The organism is Thermophilibacter provencensis, from assembly GCF_900128445.1.
Taxonomy (GTDB): Bacteria; Actinomycetota; Coriobacteriia; order Coriobacteriales; family Atopobiaceae; genus Thermophilibacter; species Thermophilibacter provencensis.
The window spans coordinates 2,321,288-2,343,432 of the sequence record NZ_LT671417.1 but is presented as its reverse complement, the minus strand read 5'-3'; the positions used below and the strand labels follow the sequence as shown (position 1 = coordinate 2,343,432).

Genomic DNA, 22,145 nt, shown 5'->3' with positions numbered 1-22,145 from the left:
GGGGCTCACCCGGGACGGCGAGGGTGTAGGCTAGCGGGAGGGGTGGTGCGCCCCGCACAGGATTCGGTCAGGGAGGGCCCGAGATGGCTACATACGTGTTCTCGGACGTGCACGGTCACCGCGCCGCGCTCGAGCGCGCCCTCGACCGCGTGTCCCCCTCCGAGGACGACCGCTTCTTCTGCCTGGGCGACATGATCGACCGCGGGCCGGACCCGGTGGGCGTCCTGCGGGTCGTGCGGGGCCTGCCCAACGTGACCGTCCTCATGGGCAACCACGAGGACCTCATGATTGACTGCGTGAACAACCCGGGGGACGGCCTCGCCGCCATGAACTGGGGGCTCAACGGCGGAGCCATGACCTCCGCGGGCCTCTCCGAGGTCGAGGACGACGAGGCGAGCGAGCTGCTCGGGTGGGTCGCCGGGCTGCCGCGCTGGTCGAGCGCGCGCGTCGCGGGGCGCCTCTTCCTCTTCGTGCACGCCGGCGTGCGGCTCGGCCACGTCACGCCGGAGGCGTGGGGGGACGCCGCCGTGGAGACGTTCTTCTCGTCGCAGGACCCCGAGGACCTCACGTGGATCAGGGAGGACTTCTGGGGGGCCGCCGAGGGGCTCTCGGGCGGGGACGCGCGCGGCCCCGTCATCGTGGCGGGTCACACCCCGACCCCCTACCTCGAGCGCATGGCCCACGAGGTGGACCGCCCGGCCGTGGGGGCAGACGGGCTCGCCCGGATGGTGCGCGTGGGCGCGGACCGCTGGGACGTGGACAGCGCCGCCGCTGCGGGCGCGGGCCTGGGGCAGGTGCTCGTCCTCAGGCTCGAAGACGAGGAGGAGTTCTACGAGCCGGTCCTGGAGGGCGAGTAGCCGCCGGGGGCTCCGCGCGCCCGGCCCCAGGCATCCAGACCGTGCGGGGACGCCCCTCGGGCCACATGTGCCACAATGGTCAGGCCGCAATCGACGCTGATTCGCAAGAGGGAGCATGGGCCTTGAGATGAGCGCCGGCGCGTCGGGTTTCCTCCACGGCGCGCTCGGATTCACAACCGATAAGGACGGCTGGGTCCGGCCGTCACGCTTCGCGCCGGAGCAGCTGCGCGCCGTGGGGAGCGTCCGCGCCTGGCACCCCGGGCTCTACCGGCAGCTCGCGGTGGCCACGGCGGGCGTCTGCCTCGAGATGGAGACCGACGCCACCCGCCTCGCGCTCGAGGTGCGCGTGGACCCCACCCCGCGCGGCGCGGCCTCCGTGCTCGCGGACGTCGAGCGCCACCCGCACGGCCCGCGGCCGCCCTTCGACGGCGTGTCCGCCGTCGTCGACGGCCGACGCCTCCCGCTTGCCCTGCCTGACGAGAAGAACCTCATCACGTGGCTGCTCGACGACCCAGCGTCCGGCCCCGAGCCCGGCCTCCAGCACCTCCCCGGCATGGGCGAGCCCCATCACGTCCGGGTCTGGCTGCCGTGCCTCACCTCCTGTGCCGTGCGTGCCGTCACCTGCGACGGGACCTATCTCGAGCCCGTGGCCGCTCGTCGCCAGCTCGTCGTGCTGGGGGACTCCGTCGCGCAGGGCTTCGTCGCGCGCGACCCCTCGCGCTCCTGGTGCGCGCTTCTCGCCGAGCACCTGGGGTTCGACCTCGTGAACCAGGGCCTGGGCGGCCAGGTCTTCCAGCCCGGCTCGCTCGTCGGCCTCCCCGAGCGCGTGGACGCGGCGGGCGTCGTGGTGGAGTTCGGGGAGAACTATCGCTACGAGCCCTGTCAGGCGGCGCGCGTCGAGCGCGACGTGCGAACCTACCTCTACGAGCTGGCCGAGGGGTTCCCGGACGCGCCGATCTGGGTCCTCACCTGCCCGCCGCACACCGAGGACGTCTACCCCACGCACCCGAGGAGCTGCGCCGCGGAGGTGGACGCGATCGTCCGCGCCGCCGCGGGGGCCCACGCGCAGATGCGCCTTGTGGAGGCTGCGCCGCTGCTTGACGCGGACCGCCTGCCGGAGCTGCTCGCCGACGGCTCCGACCACCCCGGCCCCCTCGGCCAGGAGATGATGGCGGAGCGGCTCTCCTTCGTCGTCGACGCCACGCGCGACGACCCCGCGGCGCGCCGCGAGCGCGCGCTCCAGATCGCCGAGGGGTACGGCGACGATGCGCTGCCGCTCGCAGAGTGCCTGCGCCGGGGCGCGGGCCAGGTCCTTCTCGCCGAGAAGGGCGCCGTCGTGGTGGGCCTCTCGGGCGGCATGAGGATCGTGGCGGGCCCGAGCCGCCGCCTCGTGCGCCGGGCGCTCACCTGTCTTGGCGCCGCCGGGGGGACCACCTGCGTCTGCGGCAAGCGCGCGCTCGCCCGCGAGGTCGCCCGCGCCTTCGGGGGCCGGGAGCGCGCCTGCCACGTGGTGGTGTGGCGCGGGGGCGAGCCCCCGACCGACCCCTCGCGCGACATCCGCGTGCTCACGCCGGCCTATGCCGGCGTGGTGCGCGAGCGCTACGCGCACCCGGAGTACCTCGCCCCCGGCGAGCTGGAGGCGGCGCTCGAGGCGGGAAAGTTCCTCGGCGGCTTCGAGGCGGGAAGGATCGTGGGCTTCGTAGGGGAGCACGAGGAGGGCTCGATGGGCATGCTCGAGGTCTTCGAGGGGCATCGGCGCGAGGGCTGGGGGACGGCGCTCGCCGCGGCGAAGGTCGCCGCGCACCTCGCCGCCGGCGAGCTCCCGTGGGCGGAGGTCTGGCCGGAGAACGACGCGTCGCTCGCGCTCGAGCGGGCCATGGGGTTTGAGGTCCGCCCGGAGGACGCCCTGTGGTTCGTCTCGTAGGGGGGCGTGCCGCTTGCCTGGCGCAGCGTTTTGCCGCCCTGCTCCACCAAGGGTCCACAAATTGATAAAATCTTCGCGTAAAAAGACTGTGAAATTTGTGCTTTTCGCTGGTAACGCTTACAATGCTCGCCGCGTGGCGGGTCGGGACCCGCGCGCGTGAGCAACTGTCTGACCGTTTGGAGCATATATGAGCAAGCTGAGGGGCCGTGCGCTTGAGGACGAGTTCTGCGGCATCGTGAGGGAGCTGGGCGGTGACGCGGAGGGCCGCGCCGCCGGCGACGCCTACCTCGAGGCCTCCCACCCGATCGTCGAGCATGACGGCACGTCCACGTGGGCGCTCACGCCCAAGGTCCTCGGCACCGCTGAGATCGAGATCCTGACCGAGGCCGCCGAGACCATGGGGCGCATCCTCGAGAAGGTCACCAAGCGCTATCTCGTCGACCCCGACCTGAGGGCACTCTTCGGGCTTGACCCTCGGGCCGAGGAGCTGACGCTCATCCCCACGGGCTACGAGCAGGTCATCCCCTTCGCCCGTCTTGACGTCCTCTTCAACGAGGAGACCGGCGACTTCGCCTTTGCCGGCGTGTCCACCGACAGCGCCGTGGGCACCACCGTCTCCGTCGACGTGACCCGAGCCATCCAGCGCACCGAGTCCTATCGCCGCTTCGCCGAGCGCCACCGCTCGATCGAGACCTTCGACATCGCGGACGGCATGATCGCGGCGCTGCGCGAGACCTACCAGTCCTGGGCAAACGCCGACGCGGGCACCCACCACCCCGAGCGCCCCGTCGTGGGCATCGTCGACTATGCCGAGAGCGCCTCGGAGGGCGAGTTCGCCGACCTCATCGAGCGCATGGCGGACGAGGGCGTCTTCGCGCGCTTCGTCGACATCCGCGACCTGCGCATCGAGGAGGCAGCGGGCACCCGTCGCCTCGTCGACTCCCAGGGCCCCATCGCCTGCGTCTACCGCCGCGCGCTCGTCGGTGAGATGATCGAGAAGCCCTGCGAGGGCGTCGACGCGCTCGTCGAGGCGACCCGTCGCGGACTCGCCTGCGTCATCGGCGGCTTCCGCACCTGGCCGGCGTCCGTGAACTCGCTCTTCGCCGTCCTCCACTCCGAGGCCGTCGAGTCCATCCTCGACCCGATCGAGCTCGCCTTCGTGCGCGCCCACGTCCCCGAGGCCCACGTCCTCACGCGCGACAGCGACATCAACCGCTACCTCTCCGAGCAGGACGACTGGCTCGTCCGCCCCGCCGGCCCCTATCGAGCCCCGGAGACCGTCGCCGGCGTCGACCGCATGGACCGCGACGAGTGGTGGCGCGTCCTTCTCGCCGCGTGCGAGGAGGGTGCGACGATCGTTCGGCGCGACCCCGCCTACCGCACGCCCGTCATCGTAGGCGGCGCTACCCCGCGCCCGGACGGCTCCGATCCGGCCGAGCCCATCGAGGCCAACAACCTCCTCGGCCTCTTCCTCTTCCGCGGCAAGTTCGGCGGCGTCTACGCCCGCTGCGCATACGAGGGCGTCATGGGCGAGTGGGGCCACCGTCTCGACATGGGCTGCCTCGTCGTCAACGAGTAGGGGGCTGACATGGCGGAAGGCGAGAACAGGCTCGCGCCCAGGCTCACCGGGCAGCTCTCCGAGGCGGCGGCCGCTGCCGTCAGGGAGCGGCTCGCGTCCGGCGAGCTCTCGCCCTTCGCGTGCCGCGACGCCTCCGCCATCCGCCGCGACTCCTGCGAGCGCGACCGCGACACCTGCGTCCGCCCTGCCTTCGTGCGCGACGCCGAGAAGGTCGTGCACCTCCCGGCGTACAACCGCATGGCGGGAAAGACGCAGGTCTTCTCGTTCCGCGCGAACGACGACCTCGCGCGTCGCGGCCTGCACGTGCAGCTCGTGGCCCGCGTGGCGCGCGACATCGGCCGCGCGCTCGGGCTCAACCTCGACCTCGTCGAGGCCATCGCGCTCGCGCACGACCTCGGGCACACGCCCTTCGGCCACGCCGGCGAGCGCTTCCTGAACGACGTCTACCACGCCCGCACGGGGCGCTGGTTCTTCCACAACGTCCAGAGCGTCCGCGTGGTCGACGTGCTCGCCGGACGCAACGTGAGCCTGCAGACCCTCGACGGCGCCCTCTGCCACAATGGCGAGTTCGAGCAGCAGGTCTTCGAGACGAGCGGCCTCGCGGAGTTCGACACCTTCGACCGCGTGGTCGCCTCCTGCTGGGAGTGCGGCGACGAGACCATCTCCCACCTGCGCCCGATGACGCTCGAGGGCTGCGTCGTGCGCGTCTCCGACATCATCGCCTACGTGGGCAAGGACCGCCAGGACGCCATCCGCGCCGGCCTCTGCTCGGAGGACACCTTCGACGACGGCCTCGGCGGCGCCTACAACGCCTGGGCGCTCTCCTCGTTCGTCGCCGACGTCGTGGAGCACAGCGTGGGCCGCGACCGCATCGAGATGAGCCCGGAGGGCTTTGCCGAGATGCGCCGCGCCAAGCGCGAGAACTACGAGAAGATCTACGGCGCGGGAGAGGTCAACGGAGACTTCTCCGCCGAGGTGCGCGAGCTCTTCTCGGCGCTCTACGAGCACGAGCTCGCGGCCCTTGCGGCCGGCGACGAGTCCGCGGCGGTCTTCGCGCACCACGTGGCGCCCACCGAGCGGCGCCTGGCGCACTACGGCCGCACCTACGACTGGGAGTCCGACCCCGACCAGACCGTCGTGGACTTCATCTCCTCGATGACGGACGACTACTTCATCGCCACCTGCGAGGCGCTCTTCCCCCACGCGGCAGCCCTCTTCCCGCAGCGCGGGTACTTCTCGGCCGGCGTCCGCGCCTGACAAAGGTGCCGGGGCACTCTGTCAGGTCGCCGCCCCGGGTCCCGTTCATCGCGAGGAAGAAACAGTACAGACTGTTATAATGTCCCGCCCGGAGCAGAACAGGGGAGGACGCATGGCGCTCGCGAGAAGGACCAAGAGGATTGTGACCGCGGTGGTGGGCGCGCTTGTGGCGCTCACGCTCGTTGGCCTGGGATTTGTGGGGAACTTCCTCGTGGACTTCGCGCTCAACCCGCACGCGGAGGTCTCGATGGCTCGCTCGATGGGCTCCGGCAGGGTGAGCGGGCTCGAGGGGAGCCGGGAGGCGAAGGCCGATGACGCCTACGCCGAGACGGCCGCCGCGTGGTTCGACGCCACGCGCGAGAGCGTCTCTCACCAGGCCGAGGACGGCACGGTCCTTCTCGGCTGGAGGCTCGACGGCGCCGAGGACGCCGCCTACTCCGACGGGCACACCTGGGCCGTGGTCTGCCACGGCTACGTGGGCGAGCCCGCCGACATGGCCAAGTACGCCTACCACTTCGCGCAGATGGGGATGAGCGTGCTCATGCCGGCGGCGCGCGGGCACGAGCGCAACGTCGACACCGGCCTCATCCAGATGGGCTGGCAGGACGCGCGCGACCTTATCGGCTGGATCGAGGACATCGTCGCCGCCGACCCTGAGGCCCGCATCATGCTCTTCGGCGTCTCGATGGGAGGCTTCGAGGTCATGGCTGCCTCCGGGCTGGACGGCCTGTCCGAGAACGTATGCCTTGCCGTGGAGGACTGCGGGTACACGAGCGTGTGGGACGAGTTCGTGGTCCAGCTCGACAACGTCTTCGGCCTGCCGAGCTTCCCGATCCTGAACGTGGCTGACGCGGCGTGTCTGCTGCGCGCGGGCTACACCTTCGAGTCGGCCTCGGCGGTGGAGAGCCTTCGCCAGGCGAGCGTCCCCATGCTCTTCATCCACGGGGACGAGGACGACTTCGTGCCCTTCTCGATGCTCGACGAGTGCTACGAGGTCTGTGCGAGCGAGCAGAAGGAGAGACTCGTCGTCCCCGGGGCCGGCCACGGCCTTTCCGCGAGCACCGACCCCGAGCTCTACTGGGGCACCGTTGATGCGTTCGTGGGGCGCTACCTCTAGGGTTGGCCGGCGTTAACGCACAAATTTTGCCAAATCACAAACCTGAAACCCTGATTATATAAAGTGAAAGCAGATTCTGTGCATTAATCGGGGGTGTCGGCGGGCACGGCGCCGCGGGCACGGCGGCGCGCGGGCCCCGGGGCTGCGCGTCGCGGCGGCCGGCTCGATGGCGTACAATCGTTCTCATGGATACCTTGTTCACGCGCGTCGAGACCGCGCGCAAAAACGACAACGCCCCGCTCGCCGCGCGCATGCGGCCCACCACGCTCGACGGCTACGTCGGCCAGGCCCAGGCCGTGGGCCCGGGCTCGTGGCTCCGGCGCGCCATCGAGCACGACACCCTCTCCTCGGTCATCCTGTACGGCCCCGCCGGCACGGGCAAGACCACGCTCGCGCGAATCATAGCCAACTCCACTCACGCGGAGTTCGTCGAGGTCAGCGCCATCACGGGAACGGTAAAGGACCTCCGGCGCGAGATCGAGGCCGCCGAGTCCCGCCTGCTCACGCTCGGCCGGCGCACCATCCTCTTCGTGGACGAGATCCACCGCTTCAACCGCAGCCAGCAGGACGCGCTCCTCCACGCCGTCGAGGACCGCATCGTGGTCCTCGTGGGCGCCACCACGGAGAACCCCTACTTCGAGGTCAACTCGGCCCTCATCTCCCGCAGCCGCGTCGTGGAGCTCACCGCGCTCGACGACGCCTCGGTCCGCGAGCTCGTGCGCCGTGCCGTGGCGGCGCCGGAGGGCCTTGCCGCGCGCTTCGAGCTCTCGCCCGAGGCGGAGGACGAGATCGTGACGCTGGCCGGCGGGGACGGCAGGGCGGCCCTCACCTCGCTCGAGCTCGCCTCCCAGATGGTGGACGCCCCTGCGGACGGGGAGGGCGGTCCCGCCCCGCTCGTCATCACGCGCGAGCACGTCGCCGAGGCAAACCCCCGCCGGGGCCTGCCCTACGACAAGTCCGGCGACATGCACTACGACGTCATCTCCGCCTTCATCAAGTCCATGCGCGGGTCGGACCCGGACGCCGTCCTCTACTGGCTCGCCCGCATGCTCGACGCGGGGGAGGACCCCAAGTTCATCGCCCGGCGCATCATGATCTGCGCCTCCGAGGACATCGGCAACGCCGACCCGCAGGCCCTGCTCGTGGCGCACGCCGCCTTCCGCGCCACCGAGGTCATCGGCATGCCCGAGTGCCGCATCAACCTGGCGCAGGCGGCTACCTACCTCGCCCTCGCGCCCAAGTCCAACGCCGCGGAGGCGGGCATTGACGCCGCCCTCGAGGAGGTCCGGCGGGGTCCCCGCCGCGAGGTGCCCAGCCACCTGCGCGACCGGCACCGTCCCGGCTCAGACGAGTACGGGCCCTACCTCTACCCGCACAACTACCCGGGCGGATGGGTCCCCCAGCGCTACCTGCCCGAGGGCCTCGAGCGCGGGTGCTTCTACCAGGCGAGCCCGCGCGGCTGGGAGGCCTGGCGGCAGGAGGCGATCGGCAGGGATGTCGCGGACGCCGATAAGAGCGGGCATGACTTTGGCTCACTTGGGTAGAATGAGGGTCCGGGGCATCATCTCCCCGAGGCGGACGCTCTAAGGAGGGCGCTATGGACTACCTGCAAATCGCTCTGCTCGTGCTGGTCGTCGTAGGGGTGTGGGCCGTCGTCGAGATCGCCCTTACCATGCGCAGCGCCCGCCGCGACATCGAGAAGGTCACCACCTCGGCCAACGACCTCATCGAACAGGTCCAGCCGGTCGTGGCCAAGCTCGACGGGGTGGTCGACGAGCTCGAGCCCGCCGCCAAGCACATGGCGCCGCTCGCCGAGAGCGCCGAGACCACCATCGCCGCGGCCAACGTCTCCGTGGAGCGCCTGAACGGCATACTGGCGGACGTCTCCGCCGTCTCCGGCACCGCCTCGAGCGTCACCGGCGCGGTCAACCGCGTCGCCGAGAGCGCCGCATCGGGGGTGGCGAGCGTCATGTCCCGAATCACCGGGTCCGGTCCCGCCGAGCACGCCGCCCAGCTCGAGGAGGCGCCGGAGGTCGAGCGCGCCGAGCGCCCGGACCGCGCCCCCGTCCGCTACGTCGACTACGGCGAGGTGTCCGCCGTCGACGCCCCCGCCACCGAGGACGCCGAGCAGGAGAAGTGATGACCGAGAAGAACGTGCGCCTCTGCGTTCCCGCAGAGGCCGGATTTGCCCGCTCCGTCCGCATGACGGCCTCAACCCTGGCCGTCTGCTGCGACATGAGCGTCGATGACGTGGAGGACGTGCGCATGGCCGCGGAGGAGGGCTTCGTCTACGCGTGCGCGACGTCTCCGGATGCCGTCGACGTGTCCTTCTCGCTTGCGCCGGACGCCATGACCATGGACTTCTCGCTTGGCGAGGAGGAGCCCGACGACGAGTCGATAGACCTCGTCGAGGTGCTGCTCTCGGCCGTGTGCGACGTGTTCTCGGTCTCCGAGGACGGGCGCGTCCTGCACCTCGTCAAGCGGGCGGGGGACGCCCATGGAGAGTAGGGGACCCTCCGGGCGACGTGCCGCCCGGGCGGGGTCGCGCGCGGGTCGCGCCGCCTGGGACAAGGACCGTACGCGGGAGCTCTTCCGCCGCTACAAGCAGAAGGGGGACACCGAGGCGCGCGACCAGCTCATCGTGAGCCACCTCAACCTCGTCCGCTTCCTCGCGTCAAAGTTCAAGAACCGCGGCGAGTCCCTCGAGGACCTCGTCCAGGTGGGCACGATCGGCCTCATCAAGGCGATCGACCGCTTCGACCCGGAGCGGGGCCTGGAGTTCACCACCTATGCCACGCCCACGATCATGGGAGAGATCAAGCGCCACTTCCGCGACAAGGGCTGGTCGGTGCGCGTCCCGCGCCGCCTGCAGGAGCTCTCGGCGAAGGTCAACCAGGCCACGGACGAGCTCGTGAACCAGCTGCAGCGCAGCCCCTCGGTGGCCGAGATCGCAGACTACCTGGGCGCCTCGGTCGACGAGGTGCTCGAGGCGATGGAGTCCTCGAGCGCCTACAGCTCGGTGCCGCTCGAGGGCGGCGGGTCATCTGACGACGTGGAGGCCCCCTCGGTCATCGACCACTACGCCACCGAGGACGCCGACCTCGCCGCCACCGACGACCGCATCGTGCTCGAGCAGGCCGTCGCCGACTTCTCGCCGCGCGAGCGCGAGGTCGTCAAGATGCGCTTCGAGGACGGGCTCACCCAGGTGGAGATCGCTGAGCGCCTGGGAGTCTCGCAGGTCCAGGTCTCGCGCCTTCTGCGTCGGACGCTGCGCCGCATTCAGGACAAGATAGACCCGGAGGGCCGGCTGGCCTGACGGCGTCGCCCGGCCGGCCGGGCGCCCAGGAGAGGAGAGACATGGATCAGAGGGCGGCGCGCGTGCGCCTCGCCTGCCTCAGGGTGTGGACCGTCGTTGGGGCGATCATCGTGGCGGCCGTCGTGCTCATGGTGCTGGGGCGCCTCTCGAGCGTGCTTCTGTTCCTCGTGACGGGCTGCCTCATCGCGTACGTGGCCTCGCCGCTCGTCAACTGGCTCGCGCGCCATCGCGTGCCACGCGGCGTCGCGTCGATTCTGGGCGTCATCGTGGTCGCCCTTGCGGTGGTGCTGCTCTTCTCGCTCATCATCCCGCTCTTCTTCGCGCAGATGACCGACCTCCTGCGCGACCTGCCCGCGCGCATCTCGGGACTCGGCTCGTGGGTCTCGAGCCTCGAGAGCCAGTACGACGTCTTTCAGCAGATAAGCGAGTACGTTGACACCGGCGAGCTCGTCAGCACGCTCCAGAGCGTGCTGACGGGGCTTATCTCGGCGCTGCTCTCGGCGTTCAGCAACGGGATCGTGCCGGCCGTGAGCAACCTCGCCTCCGCGGTGTTCACGGTGTTTCTCGGCCTGGTCTTCGCCTTCTGGCTCGTCTGCGACTACCCGCGCATCAACGATGAGATCTGCCTCGTGCTGGGCTCTCGCCGCGCTGACGACTACCGCGTCACGCTCGCCGTGGTCTCCCGGTCCGTGGGCGGCTACCTCCGCTCTACGATCATCGACTCCTTGATTCAGGGCAGCCTGGCGTGCGTGGGCTTCATGATCGCCGGCCACCCCTATGCGGGTCTCATGGGCGTGCTCTCCGGCGTGCTGAACTTCGTTCCGGTGGTCGGCCCCTCGGTGTCCGCGATCATAGCCACCGGGGTCGCCCTCTTCTACAGCCCCACGATGGCCTTCTGGACGATGGTGGCTGCCATGGTCGCCCAAAACGTCACGGACAACCTCATCGTGCCGCGCATCAATCAGTCCACGATGCAGATTCACCCCGTGCTGTCCCTGCTCGCCATCATGATCGGCTCGGCGCTCTTGGGGCCGCTCGGCATGGTCGTGGCCATACCGCTCTGCGCCATCGCCAAGGGGCTCTTCGTCTTCTACTTCGAGACGCGCACGGGCGAGCAGATCGTTTCCTATGACGGCGCGCTCTTCAAGGGCACCCCCTTCCACGACGCCTCCGGAAACCCCGTCCCCGCGAGCGACGCCCTCGGCGAGGAGCGCTTCGCGGAGTCAGAGATCTTGCCGGCGACGCGCGAGCACGAGTCCGCCACCGCCGCTCCGCGTCCCAAGCATCCGGTCGAGCGCCTCGTCGAGCGACTCCGCGAGGGCGAGAAGGGCGAGAAGGGCGAGAAGTAGGGGAGGGCCGTCGTCCTTCTCGTCGCGTCGCGCCCTGGGGCCGCGCACCTCCTGACTGAAAACCCGGCGATTGCGTGACGCGCCGCGCGAATGGGCCGCTCGCGCTATACTAACAAGGTTGTATGCGCATCAGGACCCGACCGCAGGGGAGCGATATGAGCACCGCCGACTACAAGACCATGACCACTGCCGAGATCCGCGAGGACTTCCTGCGCTTCTTCGAGGAGAAGGGCTGCAAGCTCTACCCGTCCTCGTCGCTCGTCCCGGACGACCCGTCGCTGCTGCTCACCAACGCGGGCATGAACCAGTTCAAGGAGTACTACCAGGGCAAGCGCACCATGTCCGAGATCGGCGCCTGCTCGTGCCAGAAGTGCCTGCGCACCAACGACATCGACAACATCGGCGACGCCACGCACCTCAGCTTCTTCGAGATGCTCGGCAACTTCTCCTTCGGCGGCTACTCCAAGGAGAACGCGATCGAGTGGGCGTACGACTTCATCACCAACCCCGATCACCTGGGCCTGCCCAAGGAGCGCCTCTACATGACCGTCTTCGAGGACGACGACGAGGCCATCGAGCTCTGGCACAAGCAGGGAGTCCCCTACGACCACATCTCCCGCCTCGGCGCCGATGACAACTTCTGGGCGGCCGGCCCCACCGGTCCGTGCGGCCCCTGCTCCGAGATCTACTTCGACCAGGGCGAGGAGTTCGGCTGCGGAGGCGAGCACTGCGGCCCGGGCTGCGACGACTGCGACCGCTTCCTCGAGTTCTGGAACCTCGTCTTCACGCAGTACGACCGCCAGGAGGACGGGTCGCTGCCCGAGCTTCCGCACCGCAACATCGACACCGGCATGGGCCTCGAGCGCATCGCGGCCATCATGCAGCACAAGTCCACCAACTACGACGGCGACCTGCTGCAGGGCCTGATCGGCGTCGGCGAGCGCCTCTCGGGCCACGCCTACGGCACCGACGCCGCGCGCGACCGCTCGCTGCGCATCGTGGCCGACCACTCCCGCGCCGTCACGTTCATGATTGGCGACGGCATCCTTCCCGGCAACGAGGGCCGAGGCTACGTGCTGCGGCGCCTCCTGCGCCGCGCGGTCTACCACGGCCGCCTCATGGGCATCGAGGGCGAGTTCCTCGGCTCCTACGTGGAGAAGATCTGCGAGCTCATGGGCGAGAACTACCCGGCGATCGTGGAGAGCCGCTCGCTCATCGACGGCATCGTCCGCGCCGAGGAGGAGCGCTTCGGCGCCACGCTCGACGCCGGCGAGGAGAGCCTCTCGCAGGAGCTCGAGAAGCTCGACGAGGGCGCCGCCCTCCCCGGCGACGTGGCCTTCAGGCTTCACGACACCTACGGCTTCCCGATCGACCTCACGCGCGAGATCTGCGAGGCGGCCGGCCGCTCCGTCGACATGGACGCCTTCGACGCCTGCATGACCGAGCAGCGCGAGCGCGCCCGCGCGAGCGCCAACCGCGACGCCTGGGGCACCTTCAACGACGTGTGGACTGCGCTCTCCGACCGCCTGGCCGCCACGGAGTTTGTCGGCTACGACGAGCGCGAGGCGTCCGCGCACGCGCTCGCCATCGTCGCGGGCGGCGCCGAGGTCGAGCGCGCCGAGAAGGGCGACGAGGTCGATGTGGTTCTCGACGTCACGCCGTTCTACGCCGAGATGGGCGGCCAGGTGGGCGACACCGGCTCCATCACGACGGTCGGCGGCGCGCGCCTGCGCGTCACCGACACCAAGGTCAGGGGCGGCATCTACGCGCACGTCGCCGTCGTGGAGGAGGGCTCGCTCGCCGTGGGCGACGAGGTCAGCGCCGCGATCGACGCGGGCCGTCGCGAGCTCATCCGCCGCAACCACACCGCCACGCACCTGCTCGACGCCGCGCTCAAGAAGGTCCTGGGCGACCACGTCTCCCAGGCCGGGTCGCTCGTGGCCCCCGACCGCCTGCGCTTTGACTTCACGCACTTCGAGGCCATGACGCCCGACGAGCTCGCCCGCGTGGAGGGCATGGTCAACGCCGAGATCTTCGCCGCCGAGCCCATCGTCACCCGCGTCATGGGCATCGACGAGGCCAAGGCCTCCGGCGCCGTCGCCCTCTTCGGCGAGAAGTACGGCGACGTCGTGCGCGTCGTCTCCACCGGCGAGTCCGAGGCGCCCTTCTCGCGCGAGCTCTGCGGCGGAACCCACGCGCGCAACACCGCCGACCTCGGCCTTTTCAAGATCGTCTCCGAGGGGTCCGTCGGCTCCAACGCCCGCCGCATCGAGGCCGTGACCTCGATGGGCGCCATCGAGTACGTGGACGAGCGCCTGCTCGCCCTCGACGACGTCGCCCGCGAGCTCAAGTGCCGCCCGGACGCCGTCTCCGAGCGCGTGGCCGCGCTCGAGCACGAGCTGCGCGAGACCAGGAAGGCGCTCGAGGCCGCGACGACCGGCGCCGGCGCGACGAAGGTCGCCGACGCCTACAAGGCTGCCGTCCAGCTCGACGGCTACAAGGCCGTGGTCGCCCGCATCGACGGTCTCTCCGGCAAGGAGATGCGCTCCGCCTGGGACGGCATCCGCGACGCCGCGAACGGCGAGGCCGTGGCCTGTGTCATCGCATCCGCCACGCCCGACGGCAAGGTCGCCCTTCTCGCCGGCGGCACGGACGGGGCGGTCTCCGCGGGCTTTGCCGCGGGCTCCATCATCAAGGACATCGCCGGCCTCGTGGGCGGCCGCGGCGGCGGGCGCCCCAACATGGCGCAGGCCGGCGGCTCCGACGTCTCCGGCATCGATGCCGCGCTCGACGCCGCGCGCGCCGCGCTCGGAATCTAGCGGCCATGAGGGTCCTCGCGCTCGACATCGGCGAGGTCCGCGTCGGCGTTGCCGTGAGCGACCCGGCCGGACGCGTGGCCTCGCCGGTCTGCGTCCTCCCCGCGCAGGAGGTGCTCGCGCACGCGGTCACCTTCCGGCGGGTGCTCGAGGACTGGGAGCCCGAGCTTCTCGTCTGTGGCAGGCCGATGACGCTTGCCGGCGAGGAGGGCCCCCAGGCGGCGCGCGTGCGGGAGCAGGCCGAGCGGGTCGCGGCGGCATGCGGTCTTCCGCTGGAGTTTGAGGACGAACGTTTGTCCTCAGCCGAGGCTAAGCGTATCCTGAGGGAACAGGGGCTCAGCGAGCGTGCCATGCGTGGCAAGGTCGACATGGTGGCCGCGAGCCTGTTTCTGCAAGCCTGGCTCGACGCCAGACACAACTGAGAGGGCACGATGGCAACACCCACCAACCGGACCCCGCGGCATGGCGGGTCTCACTTTGGAACGAGCGGCCAGGCGCAGGCGCCCCAGCCCGCCTCCTCGCAGCCCGTGAGCCGGCAGCGCGGGCCGCGTGCCCAGGCGGGAGCCTCCTCTCAGGGGGCAACGGCGCCGCGCGCCGCCCTCGCGGGCACCCGCGTCTCAAGTCGCACCGCCGCCGCCACCCGACGCGCCGGCAGCCGCAACGTTCACCACGGCGGGAGAAGCCGGCGCAGGAGCAGGGCGCCCTTCATCGTGCTCGGCCTCGTTGCCGTGGCGGCCGTGCTCGCGGTGGTCTTCGTCATCCTGCCGAGCCTCGGCTCGCAGGGGAACCAGGGCGAGCCCCAGTCCGCCGCCGAGGGCACCGTCGTCTCCGTGAGCATCCCCGAGGGCTCGGGTGCCTCCGCCGTGGCCGATCTGCTCTACGACGCCGGCCTCATCTCCAATAAGAGCGAGTTTCTCAGCCAGGCGCGCCAGATGAACGCAGAGCAGAGCATCAAGAGCGGCAGCTACGCCTTTACCGCCGGCTCCGACCTCCCCTCGATCATCAACCAGCTGACGGCCGGCCCCAACGCCGAGATCACGCTCACCATCCCTGAGGGCTACACGCTCGCAAGCATCGCGGCCGCGGTCCAGGAGGTGCTGCCCATCACGTCCGACGAGTTCCTCGCCCAGGCCAAGGCCTCGAACTACGTCGCCGACTACTCCTTCCTCGAGGGCGTGGAGAACGACTCGCTCGAGGGCTTCCTCTTCCCCAAGACCTACAGCTTCTCCAGCACCGAGGTCACCGCCGACGAGGTCATCCGCATGATGCTCGACCAGTTTGAGACCGAGCTCGCCTCGCTCGACCTGAGCTATCCCACCTCCGACGGCCTCTCGGTGGCGCAGATGGTCAACCTCGCCTCCATCGTCGAGAAGGAGTCCACGCCGAGCACGCGCGCCCAGGTTGCCTCCGTCTTCTACAACCGGCTGGACAACATGGGCGACCCCAACTACGGCTTCCTGCAGTCTGACGCCACGACGGCATACTCGGTGGGCCACGACCCCTCCGCGGATGAGGTTCACGACGAGTCTGATCCCTACAGCACCTACGCCCACCAGGGTCTGCCGCCGACCCCGATCTGCAGCCCGGGCCTCGAGTCGCTGCAGGCGGTCTGCTCGCCTGACATGGACTACATCGACGGCGGCTACTTCTACTTCTTCTTCTGGACCAACGACGCCGGCGAGACCGAGTACGCCTTCAGCAGGACCTACGACGAGCACCTGCAGGCCATCGCCAACAACTCGTAGGCGCATCCGATGGGTCTGTTCCGCGCCTGGCGCTATGTGGCATCGCTCCCCCTCGTTGACGTGGGGGAGCTTGTCGAGAAGGACGTGCGGCTCGTCCTGCTCGACCGTGACAACACCTGCGTGCCGCGCGACGCCTCCTCGGCGCCGCCCGAGGTCGTGGCCTGGCTTGACGCCGCGCGCGCGGCGGGGATCGGGCTCTGCCTCGTCTCCAACAACTTCCACTCGAGCCAGGTGGGCCGCACGGCCCGCGAGCTCGGGGTCGAGGTCGTCGACCACGCCATGAAGCCGGCGCCCTTCGCCCTGCGCCGCGCGATGCGGCTCATGGGCGCCTCGCCCGAAAAGACCGTGATGATCGGCGACCAGGTGTTCACCGACGTCGCCGCCGGCAGCCTCGCCGGCGTCCGCACCATCCTCGTGCGCCCGCAGTCGCGCAGCGACCTCTGGTACACGCACATCTTCCGTGTCTTCGAGCGCCTCGCCCTACGCGGCGTCACCTTCGAGGGGGAGTGACGCCGGGGCGGCTCCGGCGCGCCGCGCCGCCCTTCTCGCTTCGTCCTTCTCGCCCGCGCTTTTCGGTGGCCCTTCTCGCCGCATGCCCCGACGCAGGTCTCGAGGCTGGTTCCGCCGCGTATCCGCGGGCACTCACTTCCGGAAGTGCGTACCCACCGGCGCTCAGTTGCGCAACTGAGTGCCGGCTGCGCCCCGCTCTGCATCCCCTTCCGGATGCGCGTGCCCATCGGGCGCGTTTTTGTGCCTATTGATAAGGTTTTTCTCTTCGCTCCGCCGCCAGGGGGTACTCACTTCCGCATCTGCGCATCGGGCTGTGCTCACTTCCGGATTTGCGTATCGTCCCGTACGCACTTCCGCAACTGCGTACCGCCCGCATTTGCCGTCTCGTACTCATTTCTGGACGTGCGTGACAGCCGGTACTCACTTTCGCAACTGAGTACCGACCACGGGCCGTCTTGCACGCAGTTCCGGAACTGCGTACGCTTCGGGCGCGGTTTTATGCCTGTCGGCGTGCTCCCGTGGCCGCCACGCTCCGAGCCACCGCTGGCCCGTACGCACTTCCGCAGCTGAGTACCAGCCCGTACGCACTTCCGCAACTGCGTACCGGCTGCGCGGGGCGGGGTCGGGCAGACGTCGTTCGCGGCTCCTGCTAGAATCGAGGGCGGCACGTCATGCAAGGGAGGTTCGGTGCTGGCACAGGGTGGGGGATACGTCGTTCACGAGGGCTGCGACCATATCTTCTTCGTCGGGTTTCTCGGCGCGGGCAAGTCTACCCTCGCCCGGAACCTCGGTGCCCTCTTCCACCGCCCGTACGTTGACACCGACCGGCTCGTCGAGCGCAGGCTCGGCAGGTCGGTCACGGAGATCTTCGCGCGGGAGGGCGAGGAGGCGTTCCGCGACGCGGAGACCGCCGAGCTGCGTCGACTCGCGCGAAGGAAGTCGCTGCTCGTGAGCTGCGGAGGCGGCATCGTCGAGCGTCAGGAGAACTGCTCGCTCATGCACGAGATGGGGGTCATCGTGTACCTCGACGGCGACCTCGCCGACTCGCTCAGGCAGATTCGCTGCCCCGAGCGCCGCCCGGACCTCGGCTCGGCCGAGCATGCCGAGCTGGTGTACCGCCATCGCCGTCCGCTCTACGAGGAGGCGGCCGACGTCACCATCGACATCAGGAACAGGACCTTCGAGCAGGTCGCCCATGCCGCGGCGCAGCTGCTCTGGGAGAGGGGGCTCTTATGATCGAGCACGAGGCCACGCCGGCGCAGGCGCCCGGGGCCGAGACCGCATCCGCGCCCGAGGCCGCCGAGGCGGCGGCACCCGAGGTTCGCCGGCAGCGCCAGTGGGTGACGCTGCGCGGCGGCTCGATGGACGTGCGAGGGGGCCTCGGCATCTCCTCGAGCGTCGCGCACGACCTGCGCTCGGTCGTCGGGAAGCCTCACTCCTGCGCGCTCGTCAGCGAGCCGGGGGTCCCGGAGGCCCTCCTCGAGGGGCTCCATCGCGACCTCTCCGACGAGGGCTTCTCCGTGCGGCGGCTCGAGATGCCCGGAGGGGCCTGCGACCTCGCGCGCGTTCAGGCGCTCGACGGCCTTCTCGCCGAGGAGCGCATCACCTCAGACGACCTCGTCGTCGCCGTGGGCGGCTACGAGACGCTCTCCGTGGCCTCCTTCGCGTGCTCGTCGTGGTGCGGGGGAACGTCGCTCGCCGAGGTCCCGCTCGATGCCGCGAGCGCCATCGTCGCTGGCGCGACGCCCCGCGCGCTCGACCTGCCCGGCCTCCCGCGCATGGTGACCCAGGACGGCTCGGCGCGCTTCTCCATCGTCGACATCGGCCTCTTCGACCTCGACCCCGCCGGGGAGCCCGCGCGACTCTCCTTCGCCCTCATGGCGCAGACGGCGACGTGCGACTCGAACAAGGCCTTCGAGCGGCTGTGGGACGCCACGGATGACCTCGTCGCAGGTGATGTTGCCGCCACGCTCACGCAGCTCCTCGACACGGTCAAGAGCCGGGGAAGGGTCGTCTCGTCCACGGCGGTCTCCACCCGCCAGTCAATCGCGTACGCGATGGACCTCGCCCGCCCGCTGCGCGCCCTCCTCGGCCCCGAGGTCCCCGACTCGACCCTGATCGCGGACGGGATGCGCTTCGCCGCGCGCCTCTCCGCCGCGCAGGACCAGCTTTCTATCGATGACATGTTCACGCAGGACGAGCTGCTCGAGCGCCTCGGGCTCGGCACCGTCGAGGCGCCCGTGGACCCGGACGCCCTTCTCGCCGCCATGCGCGAGGAGCGCTACCGCCGCACCAACCGCTTCATGCTCGCGCTGCCCCGCTCGCTCGGCCGGGTGCGCCTCTCCATGGTGCCCGACGACCTCCTCGCCGAGCACGTGGCCGCCTGGTGCGACTCGCGCCCCGTCTGACGGCCTCGGGGCGCGCCCGCGCCCCCCCTCGGCACCTCACGCCGCCCCTCGGGCGGCACGACCGACAACACGTAAGGAGAAGAACATGGCAGACAGCACGGCATGCGCGGCCCGCGTGGAGCGCCTCCGATCCCTCATGGCGGAGCGCGGCTATGACGCGGTCATCCTGCGCAACAACCCAGACCTGCGCTGGCTCACCGGGGCCGAGCGCACCTTCGATGACGAGGTGGCCCACACGGCCGTCGTCACCGCGGGGCGCCTCTGGCTCCACACGGACTCGCGCTACTACAACACGTTCCGCGAGCGGCTCGGGGAGGGATGCGCCTGGGAGATCGACCAGGAGGCGGTCGCCCCCGCCGCTTGGGCCGCCGCGCGCGTCGTCGAGGCCCGCGCCCGGGTCGTTGCCGTGGAGGACACCTGCGACCTCGCGTTCTTCGACGCCTTCAACGGCGCCTGCGCCGCCTCGTCCGTCGCCTGCCTCACCCCGCGCCTGCACGGCGACATCTGCGACCTCAGGATGGTGAAGGACGCCGAGGAGGTCGAGCTCATGCGCCGCGCGCAGCGGGTGACCGACGCCGCCTTCGACCACATCTGCGGTTTCATCCATGCCGGCCAGACCGAGCAGGAGATCCGCGTCGAGCTCGAGAACTACATGCTCAGCCATGGCGCCGACGCGCTCTCCTTCGGCACGATCATCGCGGCCGGCCCCAACGGCGCGAACCCGCACGCGCAGCCGGGCCCCTACGTCGTCCAGCGCGGCGACCTCATCGTGATGGACTACGGCGCCGCCACCTGCGACTACCATTCCGACATGACGCGCACCGTGTGCGTGGGGGAGCCGTCAGACGAGCAGCGCCGCGTCTACGACGTCGTGCGCCGCGCCCACGAGGCCTGCGCCGCCGCCGTCCACGCCGGCGTGATCGGCCGCGACGTCCACCAGGTGGCCGTGGACGTCATCTCCGAGGCGGGCTACGGCGAGTTCTTCGGCCACGGCCTCGGCCACGGCGTGGGGCTCCAGATCCATGAGCGCCCCAACTTCAACCGCCTCTGGGACCGCCCGGTGCCCGCGGGTTCGGTCGTGACCATCGAGCCGGGCATCTACCTGCCCGGGCGCTTCGGCATCCGCCTCGAGGACTTCGGCCTCGTGACCGAGGACGGCTTCGAGCCCTTCACCCAGTCCACCCACGACCTCGTCGTGGTCGGATAGCCGGCGAAAGGGGCCTGGCCTTGGAGCGGGCGCCGGGCCGCGGGGGAGTCCGCGGCCCGGCGCCCGCTTCCGTCCCTCTCGTTAGCCGAGGAAATGTCAACGAAACATCTTCACGTCATGCACACAAGTTGCTAGAATATGGACGGTACGTGGAGCAACGGGGGAGAAACTGTGCAGGGGGAACCCGGTGCTGCACGCACTGTCCGTTCGGTAAGAGTCCGCGTTTGGGAAAAGGAGGTAAGCGGTGGTTAGCATTGTCCTAGCCAGTCACGGCTCGTTCGCCGAGGGCATCAAGATGTCCGGCCAGATGATCTTTGGCCCTCAGGAGAACGTCGCCGCCGTGACGCTCACGCCCGACATGGGGCCAGATGACCTCAGGGCGAAGATCCTCGAAGCTGTCTCCGGCTTCGACGACCAGGATCAGGTCCTGTTCCTGGTCGACCTCCAGGGTGGCACGCCCTGGAACCAGGTCTCCCTGCTCCTTGAGGAGCACCCGACCTGGGTCGCCGTCGGCGGGATGAACCTGCCGATGCTCATCTCGGCCTATGGTGAGCGCATGGGAGCCGAGACCGCCGCGGACGTCGCCAAGGCCATCTATCCCGAGGCCAAGGCCGGCGTCTGCATCAAGCCCGAGGAGCTCGCCCCCGCGGAGGCCGCGCCCGCGGCCGCTGCCGCCCCGGCGTCCGCCCCGACCGGCGCCATCCCCGAGGGCACCGTCCTCGGCGACGGGCACATCAAGTTCGTCATGTGCCGCGTCGACACCCGCCTGCTCCACGGCCAGGTCGCGACCACGTGGACCAAGCAGACCAACCCCGACCGCATCATCGTCGTCTCCGACGGCGTCGCACACGACGAGCTGCGCAAGACGATGATCCAGCAGGCCCACGTCATCCCGATCAAGAAGATGATCGAGGTCGCCAAGGACCCGCGCTTCGGCGCCACCAAGGCGATGCTGCTCTTCGAGACCCCGCAGGACCTTCTCGCCTGCGTCGAGGGCGGCGTCGACATCAAGGAGGTCAACCTCGGCTCGATGGCCCACTCCGTGGGCAAGGTCGTCGTGACCCAGGCCATCGCCATGGACCAGGACGACTACGACACGATCGAGAAGCTCGCGGCCAAGGGCATCAAGTTCGACGTCCGCAAGGTCCCCGCTGACTCGCCCGAGAACTTCGACTCCATGATGAACAAGGCCAAGTCCGAGCTGGCCGCACAGGCATAAGAAGGAGGGAAACATGTCGGTTTTCACAATCATCCTGATTGTCATCGTTGCCTTCCTCGCCGGCATGGAAGGCGTCCTTGACCAGTGGCAGTTCCACCAGCCGCTCGTCGCGTGCACGCTCATCGGTCTGGTGAGCGGCCACCTCGAGGCGGGCATCATCCTCGGCGGCACCCTGCAGATGATGGCCCTCGGCTGGGCCAACGTCGGCGCGGCCGTCGCCCCTGACGCGGCCCTCGCGTCGGTCGCCTCCGCGATTCTGATGGTCATCGCCATCAACGGCGGCTCCGACCAGTCCACCGCCATCTCCACGGCCATCGCCGTGGCCGTGCCCCTCTCCGTGGCCGGCCTCTTCCTGACGATGATCGTCCGTACGCTCGCCATCCCCGTCGTCCACATCCAGGACGGCGCGGCGGCCAAGGGCAACTTCGCCGCCATCGAGCTCTGGCAGATCATCGCCATCTGCATGCAGGGCATCCGCATCGCCATTCCGGCGGCGGCCCTCTGCTTCATCCCGTCCGACGCCGTCATGGGCGCCCTCAACATGATGCCCGCGTGGCTGAACGAGGGCATGACAATCGGCGGCGGCATGGTCGCGGCCGTCGGCTACGCCATGGTCATCAACATGATGGCGACCAACGAGGTCTGGCCGTTCTTCGCGCTCGGCTTCTGCCTCGCCGCCATCTCCGAGCTCACCCTCATCGCCCTCGGCGCCATCGGCCTCTCCCTGGCCCTCATCTACCTGGGCCTCAAGGACGTCGCCAAGTCCGGCGCCGGCGCGATCGGCTCGGGCGACCCGCTCGGCGACATCCTGGACGACTACGAGTAGGAAGGGAGGAGAGCA

General features: G+C 70.0%; 19 protein-coding genes. All 19 read left to right on the top strand.

Annotation, left to right across the window (positions count from 1 at the left end; translation table 11 throughout):
- Positions 1-83 precede the first annotated feature (83 nt).
- The 19 genes from BQ7391_RS10575 (at position 84) to BQ7391_RS10485 (ending at position 22,130) form a co-directional block, all read left to right on the top strand.
- The gene (locus BQ7391_RS10575; protein ID WP_075280577.1) at positions 84-857 is read left to right on the top strand and encodes a metallophosphoesterase family protein; all 774 of its coding nucleotides are present in this window, start codon (positions 84-86) and stop codon (positions 855-857) included.
- A 115-nt stretch (positions 858-972) separates the two neighbouring features.
- Positions 973-2,781 (top strand): SGNH/GDSL hydrolase family protein, encoded by a 1,809-nt coding sequence (locus tag BQ7391_RS10570; RefSeq protein WP_075280576.1) that lies wholly within the window; start codon positions 973-975, stop codon positions 2,779-2,781.
- A 187-nt stretch (positions 2,782-2,968) separates the two neighbouring features.
- Positions 2,969-4,360 (top strand): hypothetical protein, encoded by a 1,392-nt coding sequence (locus tag BQ7391_RS10565; RefSeq protein WP_075280575.1) that lies wholly within the window; start codon positions 2,969-2,971, stop codon positions 4,358-4,360.
- A 9-nt stretch (positions 4,361-4,369) separates the two neighbouring features.
- Positions 4,370-5,617: a deoxyguanosinetriphosphate triphosphohydrolase family protein gene (locus BQ7391_RS10560; RefSeq protein ID WP_075280574.1), complete on the top strand. Its 1,248-nt coding sequence runs from the start codon at positions 4,370-4,372 to the stop codon at positions 5,615-5,617.
- A gap of 112 nt (positions 5,618-5,729) precedes the next feature.
- Positions 5,730-6,734: an alpha/beta hydrolase gene (locus BQ7391_RS10555; RefSeq protein WP_083662200.1), complete on the top strand. Its 1,005-nt coding sequence runs from the start codon at positions 5,730-5,732 to the stop codon at positions 6,732-6,734.
- A gap of 185 nt (positions 6,735-6,919) precedes the next feature.
- Positions 6,920-8,278 carry a replication-associated recombination protein A gene (locus BQ7391_RS10550; RefSeq protein ID WP_075280572.1) on the top strand — a complete coding sequence of 453 codons (1,359 nt, stop codon included), beginning with the start codon at positions 6,920-6,922 and terminating at the stop codon, positions 8,276-8,278.
- Between the two features lie 53 nt (positions 8,279-8,331).
- Complete coding sequence (locus BQ7391_RS12405; protein ID WP_075280571.1) at positions 8,332-8,874, top strand: hypothetical protein; 543 nt, start codon at positions 8,332-8,334, stop codon at positions 8,872-8,874.
- Complete coding sequence (locus BQ7391_RS10540) at positions 8,874-9,242, top strand: ATP-binding protein (protein ID WP_075280570.1); 369 nt, start codon at positions 8,874-8,876, stop codon at positions 9,240-9,242. Before BQ7391_RS12405 ends, BQ7391_RS10540 begins: the two co-directional genes overlap by 1 nt.
- Entirely contained in the window at positions 9,232-10,050 is an 819-nt protein-coding gene (locus BQ7391_RS10535; RefSeq protein WP_075280569.1) for a SigB/SigF/SigG family RNA polymerase sigma factor, read from the top strand. Before BQ7391_RS10540 ends, BQ7391_RS10535 begins: the two co-directional genes overlap by 11 nt.
- A 41-nt stretch (positions 10,051-10,091) precedes the next feature.
- On the top strand, positions 10,092-11,399 hold the full coding sequence (locus BQ7391_RS10530) for an AI-2E family transporter (RefSeq protein ID WP_075280568.1): 1,308 nt from the start codon (positions 10,092-10,094) through the stop codon (positions 11,397-11,399).
- A 155-nt stretch (positions 11,400-11,554) separates the two neighbouring features.
- On the top strand, positions 11,555-14,218 hold the full coding sequence (gene alaS, locus BQ7391_RS10525) for an alanine--tRNA ligase (RefSeq protein ID WP_075280567.1): 2,664 nt from the start codon (positions 11,555-11,557) through the stop codon (positions 14,216-14,218).
- A gap of 5 nt (positions 14,219-14,223) precedes the next feature.
- On the top strand, positions 14,224-14,637 hold the full coding sequence (gene ruvX, locus BQ7391_RS10520; protein WP_075280566.1) for a Holliday junction resolvase RuvX: 414 nt from the start codon (positions 14,224-14,226) through the stop codon (positions 14,635-14,637).
- Between the two features lie 9 nt (positions 14,638-14,646).
- Complete coding sequence (gene mltG, locus BQ7391_RS10515; protein ID WP_075280565.1) at positions 14,647-15,960, top strand: endolytic transglycosylase MltG; 1,314 nt, start codon at positions 14,647-14,649, stop codon at positions 15,958-15,960.
- A 9-nt stretch (positions 15,961-15,969) separates the two neighbouring features.
- Positions 15,970-16,470 carry a YqeG family HAD IIIA-type phosphatase gene (locus BQ7391_RS10510; protein WP_075280564.1) on the top strand — a complete coding sequence of 167 codons (501 nt, stop codon included), beginning with the start codon at positions 15,970-15,972 and terminating at the stop codon, positions 16,468-16,470.
- 690 nt (positions 16,471-17,160) lie between these two features.
- Entirely contained in the window at positions 17,161-17,706 is a 546-nt protein-coding gene (locus BQ7391_RS10505; RefSeq protein WP_075280989.1) for a shikimate kinase, read from the top strand.
- A complete protein-coding gene (locus tag BQ7391_RS10500) occupies positions 17,703-18,878 on the top strand; it encodes a hypothetical protein (protein WP_083662199.1) in 1,176 nt (391 codons plus the stop codon). The genes BQ7391_RS10505 and BQ7391_RS10500 overlap by 4 nt, the downstream gene beginning before the upstream one ends.
- An 85-nt stretch (positions 18,879-18,963) precedes the next feature.
- Positions 18,964-20,085, top strand: a complete 1,122-nt coding sequence (locus tag BQ7391_RS10495) for a M24 family metallopeptidase (protein WP_075280563.1) — start codon at positions 18,964-18,966, stop codon at positions 20,083-20,085.
- A 244-nt stretch (positions 20,086-20,329) separates the two neighbouring features.
- Positions 20,330-21,304, top strand: coding sequence for a PTS sugar transporter subunit IIB (locus BQ7391_RS10490; protein WP_075280562.1), 975 nt, complete (start codon positions 20,330-20,332; stop codon positions 21,302-21,304).
- Positions 21,305-21,317: 13 nt separating this feature from the next.
- Entirely contained in the window at positions 21,318-22,130 is an 813-nt protein-coding gene (locus BQ7391_RS10485; protein ID WP_075280561.1) for a PTS mannose/fructose/sorbose transporter subunit IIC, read from the top strand.
- Positions 22,131-22,145: the final 15 nt, after the last annotated feature.